The 14,106-nt window shown below is 36.0% G+C and carries 13 protein-coding genes and 2 pseudogenes; all 15 read left to right on the top strand.

The genetic code is table 11. From position 1 onward, the window contains the following. Window position 1: 1 nt before the first annotated feature. The 15 genes and pseudogenes from AXK38_04890 to AXK38_04960 all read left to right on the top strand — a co-directional run bounded on the left by AXK38_04890 (window position 2) and on the right by AXK38_04960 (window position 14,089). Window positions 2-433: a GNAT family acetyltransferase gene (locus AXK38_04890; GenBank protein ID AMH88619.1), complete on the top strand. Its 432-nt coding sequence runs from the start codon at window positions 2-4 to the stop codon at window positions 431-433. Window positions 434-494: 61 nt separating this feature from the next. After that, window positions 495-1,751, top strand: coding sequence for a serine hydroxymethyltransferase (gene glyA, locus AXK38_04895; GenBank protein AMH88620.1), 1,257 nt, complete (start codon window positions 495-497; stop codon window positions 1,749-1,751). Between the two features lie 7 nt (window positions 1,752-1,758). Further along, the gene (locus AXK38_04900) at window positions 1,759-2,733 is read left to right on the top strand and encodes a nucleoid-associated bacterial family protein (protein AMH89636.1); all 975 of its coding nucleotides are present in this window, start codon (window positions 1,759-1,761) and stop codon (window positions 2,731-2,733) included. Beyond that, on the top strand, window positions 2,733-3,347 hold the full coding sequence (locus AXK38_04905) for a hypothetical protein (protein ID AMH88621.1): 615 nt from the start codon (window positions 2,733-2,735) through the stop codon (window positions 3,345-3,347). Before AXK38_04900 ends, AXK38_04905 begins: the two co-directional genes overlap by 1 nt. Window positions 3,348-3,420: 73 nt before the next feature. Beyond that, window positions 3,421-4,395 (top strand): hypothetical protein, encoded by a 975-nt coding sequence (locus AXK38_04910; GenBank protein ID AMH88622.1) that lies wholly within the window; start codon window positions 3,421-3,423, stop codon window positions 4,393-4,395. A gap of 73 nt (window positions 4,396-4,468) precedes the next feature. Next, window positions 4,469-5,824, top strand: coding sequence for an RNA methyltransferase (locus AXK38_04915; protein ID AMH88623.1), 1,356 nt, complete (start codon window positions 4,469-4,471; stop codon window positions 5,822-5,824). Window positions 5,825-5,975: 151 nt separating this feature from the next. Continuing rightward, entirely contained in the window at window positions 5,976-6,719 is a 744-nt protein-coding gene (locus tag AXK38_04920) for an abortive infection protein (GenBank protein ID AMH88624.1), read from the top strand. Window positions 6,720-7,114: 395 nt separating this feature from the next. After that, entirely contained in the window at window positions 7,115-7,681 is a 567-nt protein-coding gene (locus tag AXK38_04925; protein ID AMH88625.1) for a hypothetical protein, read from the top strand. Between the two features lie 321 nt (window positions 7,682-8,002). Next, entirely contained in the window at window positions 8,003-8,191 is a 189-nt protein-coding gene (locus AXK38_04930) for a CopG family transcriptional regulator (GenBank protein AMH88626.1), read from the top strand. 62 nt (window positions 8,192-8,253) lie between these two features. Next, the gene (locus AXK38_04935; GenBank protein ID AMH88627.1) at window positions 8,254-9,018 is read left to right on the top strand and encodes a hypothetical protein; all 765 of its coding nucleotides are present in this window, start codon (window positions 8,254-8,256) and stop codon (window positions 9,016-9,018) included. 292 nt (window positions 9,019-9,310) lie between these two features. Beyond that, a complete protein-coding gene (locus AXK38_04940) occupies window positions 9,311-9,655 on the top strand; it encodes a hypothetical protein (protein AMH88628.1) in 345 nt (114 codons plus the stop codon). A 75-nt stretch (window positions 9,656-9,730) separates the two neighbouring features. Further along, window positions 9,731-11,013: pseudogene (locus AXK38_04945) on the top strand (cellulose synthase). A 546-nt stretch (window positions 11,014-11,559) separates the two neighbouring features. After that, on the top strand, window positions 11,560-12,051 hold the full coding sequence (locus AXK38_04950) for a phosphoribosylanthranilate isomerase (protein ID AMH88629.1): 492 nt from the start codon (window positions 11,560-11,562) through the stop codon (window positions 12,049-12,051). A 489-nt stretch (window positions 12,052-12,540) separates the two neighbouring features. Then, a pseudogene (locus AXK38_04955) lies at window positions 12,541-13,164 on the top strand (hypothetical protein). Window positions 13,165-13,204: 40 nt separating this feature from the next. After that, the gene (locus tag AXK38_04960; protein ID AMH88630.1) at window positions 13,205-14,089 is read left to right on the top strand and encodes an ADP-ribosylglycohydrolase; all 885 of its coding nucleotides are present in this window, start codon (window positions 13,205-13,207) and stop codon (window positions 14,087-14,089) included. Window positions 14,090-14,106: the final 17 nt, after the last annotated feature.

A 14,106-nucleotide genomic window follows, 5' to 3' on the forward strand; every position in this document is an offset into this window, starting at 1 on the left:
GATGCTAAGAGGTTTGCAAGAAACAGATGTGAAAGCGATATGTGAAATCAACCAAGAGGCTTTGGGCTATTCTTTTAGTCTAGAGGACACGGCTAGTCAACTAGCTAGACTATCTCAGAATTCACATCATTTCTTACTTGCTTATGAGGATGAAGCTAGTCATGCCTTGCTTGGATATGTCCACGCTGAAGTTTATGAATCCCTCTATTCCAAAGCAGGATTTAATATTTTAGCCTTAGCAGTCTCACCTCAAGCACAAGGTCAAGGTATTGGTAAAAGCTTATTACAAGGGTTGGAAGAAGAAGCAAAAAGACGTGGTTATGGGTTTATCCGCTTAAACTCTGCCGACCATCGTCTGGGTGCTCATGCATTTTATGAAAAAGTTGGTTATACTTGTGATAAAATGCAGAAACGGTTTATTCGTATCTTTTAGTTTGATTTTCTAATAAGAAAATTAAACTAATGGACTAGTCACACAATAAAGGAGAAGACCTATGATTTTTGACAAAGATGATTTTAAAGCATACGATGCTGATCTCTGGAATGCTATTGCCAAAGAAGAAGAACGACAACAAAACAACATTGAGTTGATTGCTTCGGAAAACGTAGTTTCCAAGGCTGTTATGGCAGCTCAAGGGTCTATCTTGACGAATAAATACGCCGAAGGTTACCCAGGTCGCCGTTACTATGGTGGGACTGATGTGGTAGACGTGGTAGAAACTCTAGCCATTGAACGCGCAAAAGAAATTTTTGGCGCTAAATTCGCTAATGTCCAACCTCACTCAGGAAGCCAAGCCAACTGTGCGGCTTACATGGCCTTGATTGAGCCAGGTGATACCGTTATGGGGATGGATTTGGCAGCAGGTGGACACTTGACCCACGGAGCTCCAGTTAGCTTCTCAGGTCAAACCTACAACTTTGTTTCTTACAGTGTTGACCCTGAAACGGAACTCTTGGATTTTGATGCTATCTTGAAACAAGCCCAAGAAGTAAAACCAAAATTGATCGTAGCAGGTGCTTCAGCCTATTCTCAAATTATCGACTTTTCAAAATTCCGTGAAATTGCTGATGCTGTTGGAGCTAAGCTCATGGTAGATATGGCCCATATTGCTGGTTTAGTGGCAGCTGGTCTTCACCCAAGCCCAGTGCCATACGCTCACATCACGACAACAACGACCCACAAAACCCTTCGTGGTCCTCGTGGCGGTTTGATTTTGACCAATGACGAAGAACTTGCTAAGAAAATCAATTCAGCTATTTTCCCAGGTATTCAGGGTGGTCCTTTGGAGCATGTTGTGGCTGCTAAGGCTGTTTCCTTCAAAGAAGTTTTGGATCCAGCCTTCAAGGAATATGCTGCTAATGTAATCAAAAACAGCAAGGCTATGGTAGATGTCTTCTTGCAAGACCCTGATTTCCGTATCATTTCTGGTGGGACTGAAAACCACCTCTTCCTAGTGGATGTTACTAAGGTTGTAGAAAACGGAAAAGTTGCTCAAAACTTGCTGGATGAAGTCAATATTACTCTAAATAAAAACTCAATTCCATACGAAACCTTGTCACCATTTAAGACAAGTGGTATTCGTATCGGATCTGCAGCCATTACTGCGCGTGGATTTGGTGAAGAAGAGAGTCGCAAAGTAGCTGAACTCATCATTAAAACCCTTAAGAATGCAGAAAATGAAGCTGTCTTAGAGGAAGTGAGAAGTGCAGTCAAAGAATTGACAGATGCCTTCCCATTATACGAGGACTAAAACTTTTATGGACATTTATATTAAGAAAGCCATTATTCACCAGTTCAGTCCGGATGATACCGAGCTGTTCCTAGCGGATAAGCTTCTCAATATTACTCCAAAAATCGAAGAATACCTGCGTAGAAAAATTGAACGTGTGTATTCAGATGAAGCCAAGACTGGGATTTTCGAAGAAGAAAATCCCTTCTTCAATCACATCACAGACGATTTGTTGGAGACATCAGTAACACTGGCTAATCTCTGGAAAGAGGAGTTCAACATTTCAGAAAATCTCAAGACCAATGACTTGATTTTTGTGCAATTTTCTAAAGAAGGTGTAGAACATTTTGCTTTCTTGAGAATTGCACTGCGTGAGACCTTGACCCACCTCGGAGGAGAAGTTGAGAATCCAATCAAGCTGACTCAGAATAACCTGCCTGGATTTGGAACAGGGGCTGATGAGGCCTTGGTGGTTAATCTTCAAAGTCGCAAGTACCATCTGATTGAAAAACGAATCAAGTACAACGGGGCTTTTTTGAACTATTTTTCAGAAAATCTTCTTGCCGTCGCTCCTAAGATTTCACCCAAGAAATCCATCAAGGAACTGGAAAAAACAGCCCAGAGAATTGCTGAATCTTTTAACACAGATGACTTTCAATTTCAATCCAAGGTTAAATCAGCAATTTTCAACAACCTAGAAGAAAGCAATGAATTGTCACCTGAAAAATTGGCTAACGACCTTTTTGATAACAACCTGACAGCTCGTTTGAGCTTTATTGACCAAGTCAAAGAAGCCGTACCAGAGCCAGTCCAGTTTGATGAAATTGATGCCAGTCGCCAATTAAAGAAATTTGAAAACCAAAAACTCTCCTTGTCAAATGGAATTGAGCTCATCGTTCCCAATAACGTCTATCAAGATGCTGAGTCTGTTGAGTTTATTCAAAATGACAATGGAACTTACTCTATCTTAATCAAAAATATCGAGGATATCCAAAGTAAATAATGTTTAAACGAATTCGAAGAGTGCTTGTACTAGCAGTCTTCCTTTTTGCTGGCTACAAAGTTTACCGTGTTCACCAAGATGTCAAGCAAGTCATGACCTATCAACCCATGGTGCGAGAAATCTTAAGTGAAAAAGACACTCCAGCAAACGAAGAGCTTGTGCTCGCTATGATTTATACTGAAACAAAAGGAAAAGAAGGCGATGTTATGCAGTCTAGTGAGTCTGCAAGTGGTTCCACTAACACCATCAATGATAATGCTTCTAGCATTCGGCAAGGCGTTCAAACTCTGACAGACAATCTGTATCTGGCTCAGAAGAAGGGTGTTGATGTCTGGACAGCTGTTCAAGCCTATAATTTTGGACCTTCCTATATCGATTTTATCGCCCAAAATGGCAAGGAAAATACCTTGGCTCTGGCCAAACAGTACTCTCGTGAGACTGTTGCTCCCTTGCTTGGCAATACCACAGGAAAGACTTATAGTTATATGCACCCCATTTCCATTTTTCACGGTGCTGAACTCTATGTAAATGGAGGAAACTATTATTATTCTAGACAGGTGCAACTCAACCTTTACATCATCAAATGTTTCACTCTCTTTTCTACATCTGGCTAGACCAGGTGTTTTTGTTATAAGTTTTCTTTAAGATAGATATATTACTCTAGAAAGGTAAAGGAGGGAATTCCCTATGAGAAAGAAACTCTTTCTGACCAGTGCTGCGGTCTTGTGGGCAGTAACAGCTATGAGTAGCGCCCATGCAGCAACAGATGTTCAAAAAGTTATCGATGAAACTTATGTTCAACCTGAATATGTTCTAGGTTCTTCACTATCTGAAGACCAAAAAAATCAAACTCTTAAAAAACTAGGCTACAATGCTTCAACAGACACCAAAGAACTCAAGACCATGACACCTGATGTCTATTCTAAAATCATGAATGTGGCAAATGACTCTAGCTTACAACTGTATTCATCAGCCAAAATTCAAAAACTAGGTGACAAGTCGCCACTTGAGGTCAAGATTGAAACACCAGAAAACATCACTAAGGTAACTCAGGATATGTACCGAAACGCAGCCGTAACCTTGGGTGTGGAACACGCCAAAATCACTGTTGCATCCCCCATTCCAGTTACAGGTGAGAGTGCTTTAGCAGGGATTTATTATTCGCTAGAAGCTAATGGAGCCAAGGTGCCGCAAGCCAACAAAGACTTGGCTCAAGAAGAGTTGAAGGCTTTGTCAGATATCAATGCTGAAAATAAGGACAAAACTGGCTATGATGCTAATAAATTAAACGTTGCCCTAGCCGATATCAAGTCAGGACTCGCCAAAGCTAAAGAAAGCAAGGGAAATCTGACAGAAGAAGATGTCCGCAAAATCGTTGAAGATACCTTGAAAAATTACAAACTTGATCAGGTCATAACAGGAAACCAGATCAATATCATCATCAATTTTGCTTTGAATCTCTCAAAGAGTGATATCCTCAGCAATGCAGACTTCACTAAAACCCTGAATGACCTTAAACAAAGCATCGTATCACAAGCTGGCGACAGTTTTAAAAATATTAACCTTAACTTTGATGCTGATAAGGCGCTAGAGGACGGCGGTAACTTCTTAAGCTCCCTCTGGCAAGCCCTTGTCAACTTCTTCAAGAGTTTTGGTTCTTAAGAAATTTCATGGTATAATAGATGGTAACCGTAACGTTGCCGTCTTTTTTGTCGGCCAATAGAAAGAGAAGAGAATGTTAAAGAAAAATGATATTGTAGAAGTTGAAATTGTTGACTTGACCCATGAAGGGGCAGGAGTTGCCAAGGTGGATGGTTTGGTCTTTTTTGTAGAGAATGCTTTACCAAGTGAAAAAATTCTCATGCGAGTCCTCAAGGTCAATAAAAGGATTGGATTTGGGAAGGTTGAAGAATACCTTGTCCAGTCGCCACACCGTAATCAAAATCTAGATCTGGCTTATCTGCGTTCAGGAATCGCAGACTTGGGTCATCTTGCTTATCCAGAACAGCTTAAGTTTAAAACCAAGCAAGTTAAGGACAGTCTCTACAAGATTGCTGGAATTGCAGATGTAGAGGTTACTGAAACGCTTGGCATGGAACATCCAGTCAAGTATCGCAACAAGGCTCAGGTGCCTGTTCGTCGTGTTAATGGTGTCTTGGAAACAGGATTTTTCCGTAAGAATTCCCATGACCTCATGCCTCTAGAAGATTTCTTTATCCAAGATCCTGTGATTGATGAGGTAGTTGTAGCCCTACGCGACTTGCTCCGTCGTTATGATTTGAAACCTTATGACGAAAAGGAACAGTCCGGCTTGGTTCGGAACCTTGTGGTGCGTCGTGGCCACTACTCAGGACAAATCATGGTGATTTTGGTGACAACTCGTCCTAAAGTTTTCCGAGTGGAGCAATTGATTGAACAACTAATCAAGCAGTTCCCTGAGATTGTGTCGGTTATGCAAAATATCAACGACCAAAACACCAATGCGATTTTTGGCAAGGAATGGCGTACGCTTTATGGTCAAGACTATATTACCGACCAAATGTTGGGAAATGACTACCAAATCGCTGGACCAGCATTTTACCAAGTCAATACTGAAATGGCTGAAAAACTTTATCAAACAGCCATTGACTTTGCTGAATTAAAAGAAGATGATGTGGTTATTGATGCCTACTCAGGAATTGGAACGATAGGTTTATCAGTCGCCAAGCACGTTAAGGAAGTCTATGGTGTTGAAGTGATTCCAGAGGCGGTTGAAAATAGCGAGAAGAATGCTCAACTGAACAATATTTCAAATGCTCACTATGTTTGCGATACAGCTGAAAATGCAATGAAAAATTGGCTCAAAGAAGGAATTCAACCAACCGTTATCTTGGTTGACCCACCACGCAAGGGCTTGACCGAAATCTTCATCAAAGCAAGCGCTCAAACAGGAGCAGACCGCATCGCCTATATCTCTTGTAATGTCGCAACCATGGCGCGTGATATCAAACTCTACCAAGAGTTGGGTTATGAGTTGAAGAAAGTCCAGCCGGTTGACTTATTCCCGCAAACGCATCATGTTGAGTGTGTAGCTTTACTTGTAAAAGCATAGAAAGCTTGGTATGAATCAATAATGAAAAGTCTTGATTGTAAGGCTTTTTTTTGTGTGTTTTTGTGATAGAATATAGGTAGTTATAATCGAGAGCAACTAAGAAGCAGTAAAAAAATATTATACGTAGAATAATCAAGATTAGGAAGATAAAATGACAGAAATTGATAAAAGGAATTTAAAAAATTATCTTTATTGTACATTTGGAATTACTTATATAGCTTGGGGGCTTCTTGCCATATTTACTCAATCTCATATTTTGGGATTAGAAACATTTATAGGAAGAATGTTACATATAGTAGGTGCACTTGGTCCAGCTATTGCAACTGGCTTTTATTTGAAAAGTAATAATATAAAATTTAAACATTTTGTATTTAATAAAAGAAAAAATAGTAGTATTTATTTCATTATTCATTTGTTAGTAATTTTGATACTATTTTCTGTATCTTCCTTGGAATTAAACGGAGTATCAATTTATCTAATGCCGCTATTCTTTATACAATTAATTTTTTTTGGTGGTGGACATGAAGAATTAGGATGGAGAGGTATATTACAACCGTTACTTGATAAAAAATATACTTATTGGCAATCTAATTTGATTGTAGGATCAATTTGGGGGATTTGGCATCTGCCTTTATGGTTTATAGTTGGAGAAAGTCATCAAGGATTTCCTTTTATTTTATTTTTTATATATACATTATTTTTAAGTTTTGTTTTAGGGCTTCTTTATCGTCAAACGAAATCTGTGGGATACTGTATATTATTTCATGCGTTCGCAAATTTGTTAAATCTCTATTTTGTGTTAAAAATTAATGTTATTTTTATTATCATTTTTATTGGTTATTTTATTTATACTATATTGGCGAGTAATAGGATTAGTAAGGAAACAACATTTTAAAATTTAGATCAGCATATCCATTATTGAATGTAACAATCGGTCTATCTAGATAATCGATGTTAAAGAATTTTCTGTTGTAATTTCAAGTGGAATGATGAATGTCGTTTCTTTTGAAACTGGCGAAAATCTTTCCGTTCCACAGTATCATTTTAAAATGATTTTCATTGCCTTTTGTTTATTAGTATAAAAGAAAAATATTACCACATGTTGAGTGTGTAAGCTTGTTGGAAAAACGTAGTTAATCCTCAAAAGGTTCCTCAAACCTTTTGAGTTCGCCCATGGGATAGGACTCGTAGAATGAGGAAAGGTACCGACGAAATGATACAGAAAGTCTTAACTGGTCAAGTGACGTGCTTATTTACATTAGCCTAATAATGAAAATGGAGAGATTATCGATGGTTATATTGAAATTGTACCAAAATGATTATTCTAAAGATTTAGTTGCGTTTGATTCCATAGAAGATGGGAAAGCCTTTGTAGCTCAAATCCCGGGATACACTCTGGAAACAGAAGATGGTTTTGAAGTGGAATATTTTAATCCTAAAAACATACCGGATTATATGGAAATTATTTTTAACGGAAATATTGTTCCTTTATCTAAATTTATGTTCGATCCTGAGGAAAATGTTGACATTATTTGGAAAGAAATCTCGAATCTATCCGAACCAAACGAAAAAGTAATTGAAGGCTATTCCAAAATCGATGCCTATGTTGTTAACAACGATGAAGTTAAAACCTATGTGGAAGCAAGAGAAGAGAACTATCGGCAGGCAAAAGACTTTCTAGAATGCAGTGGATATGAAGTAGACAGAAGCTTTTTCGGAAGTGAAGACGGCGAAGCGATTCTCTACAGAAAAAAAGGTGCCGAAGATTGGCATTTCTTGTGTTACTTAGACCCAATATTTTTAGAGATTGAAGATGTAGAGGGATATGTTAAAGAAGAGGTTGAAGAGATTCAATAGTCAACCAAAGTTCCTTGTGAGTATGGACCTTTGCTAGTAAAAGCGTCAAAACGTTGTAACGAACGGGGTTAAGAAAACCCTTGAGTGTAAGCCTTTTTCTTGTTTAGAGGGAAAGTATTAGAGTAACCGCTCATAATTTATATTAGATTTGATAACTTATTTGAGACAGATTTTACTTCTATAAATACTGTGAAAATTTTTTAATGCCAAAGATTTAAAGTTACTGTGTTAAAAATCCTCTCCATTTTTAAACTAATATATTATAAAAAGTAGTTGACACAAGTGTAACACCTGTGATAGAATTAACTAGAGGTGAAGAAAATGGCAACTGATAAAAATAGAATAATGATTAGCTTGGATGATAAAAATTTAGAGAAACTTGAAAATTTAGTAGAAGATGCTAGAGATAGAAGAGGAATGCGTTTAACAAAATCCCAAGTTATAGAATTACTCCTAAATACCGTTGATTATTTCGATGATATTATGGGAGCTATTTACTCAAAAAAATAACAGCAAAATTGCTATTATTTTTTTACAACAAGGTGCAACACTAGTGATATAGGAGTGATAAAATGGCTGTTTATATTAGACAAAGTAAAATGCCAAGTGAGGTTTCAATTAATAAATACAATGCTCAAGTAGGAGCTTACTTACAAGGAGAAGAAGTTGTTTTATATCAATCTTTTTCTGAAATAAAACAGTTAACAAGCGATGATACAGTTGTAGATTATATAACGGAGACCAGAGCATTATTAAAAATGATGGGGTTAAACGTTCCGGTTTACGACTATCCTATTGAGCTTAAAGAGTTTTATGGTCGAAAGATTTATGCAGGCGTTTTAGGAGAGATTGTAAATATACCTGATAATTGGGGAAAATTTATTAAACCTAAAGCTGGTTCAAAAGTCTTTACTGGAAGAGTTGTTAATGGTACTCGAGATTTGATAGGTATTGGTCTACCTTTCGACTATCCTATCTGGATTAGTGAAGTTGTAGAATTCATAGCAGAATGGCGGTGTTTTGTGTTAGATGGTCAAGTATTAGATGTTCGACCCTATACAGGTGATTATCATGCACAATTTGATCCTAGTGTAATTGATGAAGCCATATCATGTTGGAAAGATGCGCCAGTCGCTTATGGGCTAGATATCGGTGTTACTCGTGATGGCAGAACACTTGTTGTTGAAGTGAATGATGGTTATGCATTGGGAAATTATGGCCTATCTCCTTTAAACTCAATCAATTTTCATAAAGCTAGATGGAAAGAAATGGTAAAACCTTATTTTGAAAAAAATGATGTTTTTACTATGCCTAAAAATGAAAATATAAGTTTCTAAAAAGGAACAGAAGTAAATCTGTGCGTGACTGCAACAAGTAAGTTGCAGTTTTTTGTTTTGAATAATGATATAATAGGTTAAGAAAATAATGAAAGCGCTATATATTTGAAGATTGATTAGGAAAGCAGGAAGTATGGAAACCATCGATATGATTATTAAATCATCAACTGAATTTTATAACGATTTAAAAGCTGATGAACATAATAGATATCGTTCATAGGAGCATTGTTATTTACATTTTAAGACAGCTCGAAAACTATTGCATTTTGAATTATAACAAAGGAGTACTAACATGCCGAAATATACCGACGAAGATATTAGAAAATTAAATAAAATCACATTAAAAATTGCTGGTGATTATTTAGGTATAAGTTCACAGGCAGTTGCGATAGGTCTTAGAAACAATCTTCTTCCAATTGGTTTTGCTATTCATAACGAAGAAAGAGATAGACGTTTCACTGAGAGTTGGTCATATCATATTATCGCCGAAAGAATGATTTCATACAATCACGGTAAGCTATCAGAGATCCGTGTTGAAAATATTGAAACTAGTTTAGATAAAATTATAGAGGAATTTAACGGTTTAAAACAAGATTTACTTTTTATATTAAGCGAAAATGCAGAAGTGAATAATTAGAAGTTTTTGAATTTGCGTTTTCGCTTGGTAAATATAAAAACGGTGATGTAAAATATAAGGGTAAAGGTGTTTCAAATGAAGATGATAAAGACCTTTTCTAGAGAAGAACTCTATGAAGAAATCTGGGAGATAAGTGCGAAACAAGTTTCATTAAAATATGATTTAAGTTATTCTGACTTACTCAAGAAATGTAAAGAATTTGAAATTCCAATTCCAAAGGGTAGTTATTGGTATTGTAAGAATACTGGACAAGACTTAAGTGAACTTATCGTTCCATTACCACAAAATGACATAAATGAGATTCATATTGATAGAAAAAGTTTAAAGAACAGTAGAATTAAAGCTGCTAAACATAAAGAAGATAGTACGGAAGATAAAAAAGAAGATACTGTTAAACTTGATACAACTAGTATAAGAAGTTCACTATCATTCTTAGAGGACGATAAAATAGAGCGTATTATTGAAACAGTTTCAAATCTAAACCAGTCTCCAAATAAGAGATTACATAAATCTGTAGCTAATCTAAGGGATAAAATTGCAGAGTGGAATAAGAGGGAAAAAGCTGCTTCCTATCCTTACTTTGATTCTAGGCACAGATATAATGATTTAAAAGAACCTAAATTTGTAAAAATATTTCACTAAATTCTCTTCCTCGTTTATATCGCTTTTTGGATACACTAGTTACTGTAATTGAAAAAATCGGTGATAATGTAACTTCAAATTGGGATATTCAAATTGAAAAGGATATTGTTCGTTTTGAAGTTATAGAATCAACAGACAAAGTAAGTCATGAATTAACAAAAGAAGAAGCTAAAGAACTAGCAGAGTACAATGATAGCGTTAAGTTTAATAGATATGCTTTTAAACCAAGAATAAAGAAGTATGACTATATTCCAAATGGAAAATTTCGATTTAAGATAATAGATGGTAAATACATTAAAGATACTAAAGAATTCACACTTGAACAATCAATACCAGAAATAATTGTTTTAATTTACCAAGAGTATTATAAAGTTAAGAATTTACGACTTGAACGTGAAGAGAGAGAAAGACTATACGAAGAAGAACAAGAGCGAAAAAGAAAATTACAAAATAGAATCGAAGAAGAGAAGAAACGGACAATGTCTCTTCTTAATATGCTAGAAGATTTTCAAACAGCAAATGATTTAAGACTGATGGCTGATAAACTGGAGATAGTAGGGAAACTTAGTAAAGAGGAAATTGATTGGATGAGATCCAAAGCTGACTGGATCGACCCAATAGTTTCTTCAACAGACGAATTATTAGGAATCAGAAATCATGAAAATTCTAGAGAACAAAAAGAACAATATCTAAGTGAGAAAAGGTACTACTGGTAAATTTGTGTTTTTAGTTTTTACACATTTATTTTAAACGGCCATTTGATATAAGACAGTATATACACTCGTTAAAAAGTGTTATTTAAATGTTGATTCTATCATTTTCGTTCTATAATATATAAGTTTGCTAGCACCACATGTTGAGGCCGTATCACTGCTTGTACGAGCCAAGGAATCGGCGAGATAGAAGTAGATGCTACGCCCATGCGACACGGTGAGACCGAAGGTCGAGAAGGTGCCCTAGGGTATAGCTGTCGCAGAGTGAGGAGATTACGACGAAACGATACTGTAATAGCGAACCGCTGAATGTGTAAGCTTGTTTGTTAAATGTGGATAATCGTTCAAAGATCAGAAGGACTAGAGATGTATATGTTGGAATCATATTAAAATCCTTCTTAATAAAGATCTAGTCGCATTTGGGTCCTTAAAAGAAGGAAAAGAATTTGTATCTAAAATAACTGGATATACTCTAGAAAATGAAAATGATTTTGTTCAAGGTAATAAAGTAGAAATAACGAACATTTAGATGAAAGGTTTAGAGTAAACATGAGTCTCTTATTTGAAGAATTTAAAACCATTGGTTTCCATTTAAATCGAGTCGGAATTACACCGACACTGATGGGTTCTTTGGGATTGGAGTTTAGAACGAAAGAAAATTGGGGGCCGTCTGACATTGACATTCATGTGCCTGGTGATCCTAGAGGTTGGGAAGCACCTGATCATCTCAGAATTTATGACTGGGACAAGATAATGAAAGTGATGAAAGACTTAGGCTACGTCTTAATAGATATTCATGAGCATGAATTCCAAAAGGATAGAGTGAGTGTTGAATTTGGAAGTATCGATTCCTTACTTGATTTTGCAGGAGTTTCGGAATCGGATATAGGGCTTATTCACATTGAAGACATCACTTTTCGTCTTCCAAGTCTGGAGCAGTATCTAAGTATTTACAAAGCTTCTTCTCAAGACTCCTATCGAAATGATCACAATAACAATAAGGATTTTAAAAAGATCGAGTGGCTGGAAAGACATTTGTAAATTATCATATGAAAAGTAGTAAGTTGTAAGACTGGCAGCTATGTTATTTTTATCATCATTTTTATTGGTCATTTAATTTATACTATATTGGCTAGTAATAGAATTAGTAAAGAAAAGGATTTTAAATTTTAGATCAGCTTATCCATTATTGAAAGTAACGATTTGTTAATTAGGTGATTAATGTTAGAGAATTTTCAATTGTAATTTTAAGTGGAGTTATGAATGTCGTTTCTTTTGGAAGTAGTGATAATCTTTCCGTTCCACAGTATCATTTTAAAATGATTTTCATTACCTTTTGTTTATTAGTATAAAAGCAGAATATTACCACACGTCGAGTGTGTAAGTTTGTTAGAGAAACGCAGGTCTCACAAATGCATCATATCAAATGTGTAAGCTTGTTAGTGAAACGTAGCTAATCCTCAAAATAAAGAAATTAAAACTCCATTATTTTGAGATGACAACCTAAATTGGTTTTAAGGAGGTATTATATTGATAGAAAGCAGACCTGAGTTTGATAAAGTCACATCCTTTGATGAATTTAATAAATTCTATTGGTATCGGGATCGGGATGAACTTTCACAGATATGCAAGTCATTAGGGCTTGAATATATAGGTACAAAATAAGAACTCAATCATATTATTGAGCAGTACTTTAAGGGTAATTTGATTAAAAAATCATCAATAAAAAGGAAAAAGAAACAAGTAGAAGTCGTTGCCTTAGATACGCCCTTACTTGAATGTGGATTCTCCTTTAATACACACTTTAGAGAATATTTCGCAACTTTAACAGAGGTTTCCCCATTTAAATTTACTGCTGATATGGCGACTGCTTGGAGAAAAGTAAAAAAAGAACATGATTTGAATTTTACAATCCAAGATATGCTAAAAGTTTATTATGGAAATTCAGACTATGCCAAGTATGATCATTCGGTTTGTCAATGGAATCAATTTTTAAAGGATTTCTGTGCAGACGAAAATAGTCGTAACTACTCAAACAAGTTAAAAGTTGCATCTATTCTTTGGAAAGAAGTTAGAAATTCAAGTAATGAAAAAATTTATTCAAAAAATCTTTTGACTGAATATGCTGATAAAATAAAAGAGTATGGGAAGTAGAAAAATCAGTCTAAACCAATAGTTCACATGGAGGAATCTTATGCTTGGAGCAATTGTTGGAGATATTGTAGGTTCTGTTTACGAATGGAACAATATCAAAACGAAGGACTTTCCTTTATTTCGGAAAGACTGCTTTTTTACAGATGACACGGTTATGACCTGTGCTGTTGCAGAAGCGATTATGAATGGGGGACAAAAAGTCGACTTCATTGACGCGATGAAGAAATATGGCAGAATGTATCCGAATGCTGATTACGGTGATCGGTTTAATGCATGGCTAAACAGCGATAATCGTGAGCCTTATAATAGCTTTGGGAATGGATCAGCTATGCGTGTTTCTCCATGTGCTTGGGTCATGGACTGTAATGTCTATGAGAGAACTGGTACGTGGCCATCATCTAGAGGACTTGCGAGTCTTTCTGCAGAGGTAACTCATAATCATCCAGAAGGTGTCAAAGGTGCTATGGCTACAGCTGATTCTATCTTTCTGTGCCGTTTTTACTTTGGTGGTTATTGTAGAGAATATGAGCAACCAATTAATGACAATCATACAGAGTGTAAAAGACGGATTAAGGATTATATAGAGAAGACATATGGCTATAATCTATCTCAAACTTTAGATGAAATCCGTCCTAACTATCGTTTTAACGAAACATGTCAGGAAACTGTCCCTCAAGCCATTATCGCCTTTCTTGAGAGTACAGATTTCGAAGATGCGATAAGGAATGCCATTTCTCTTGGTGGCGATAGTGATACACTTGCTGCAATAACTGGTAGCATTGCAGAGGCAGGTTATGGTATTCCTGATTGGATCAAGGATAAGACCTACTCTTACTTGGATGAACCCTTAAAGGATGTAGTTATACGATGGGAAAATAGAATAAAAGCGTATCAATCTCCAGTACGTCAGATTTCTCTTTTCTGAGTTTTCATTGTATAATA

Source organism: Streptococcus mitis, assembly GCA_001560895.1.
Taxonomy (GTDB): domain Bacteria; phylum Bacillota; class Bacilli; order Lactobacillales; family Streptococcaceae; genus Streptococcus; species Streptococcus mitis_Q.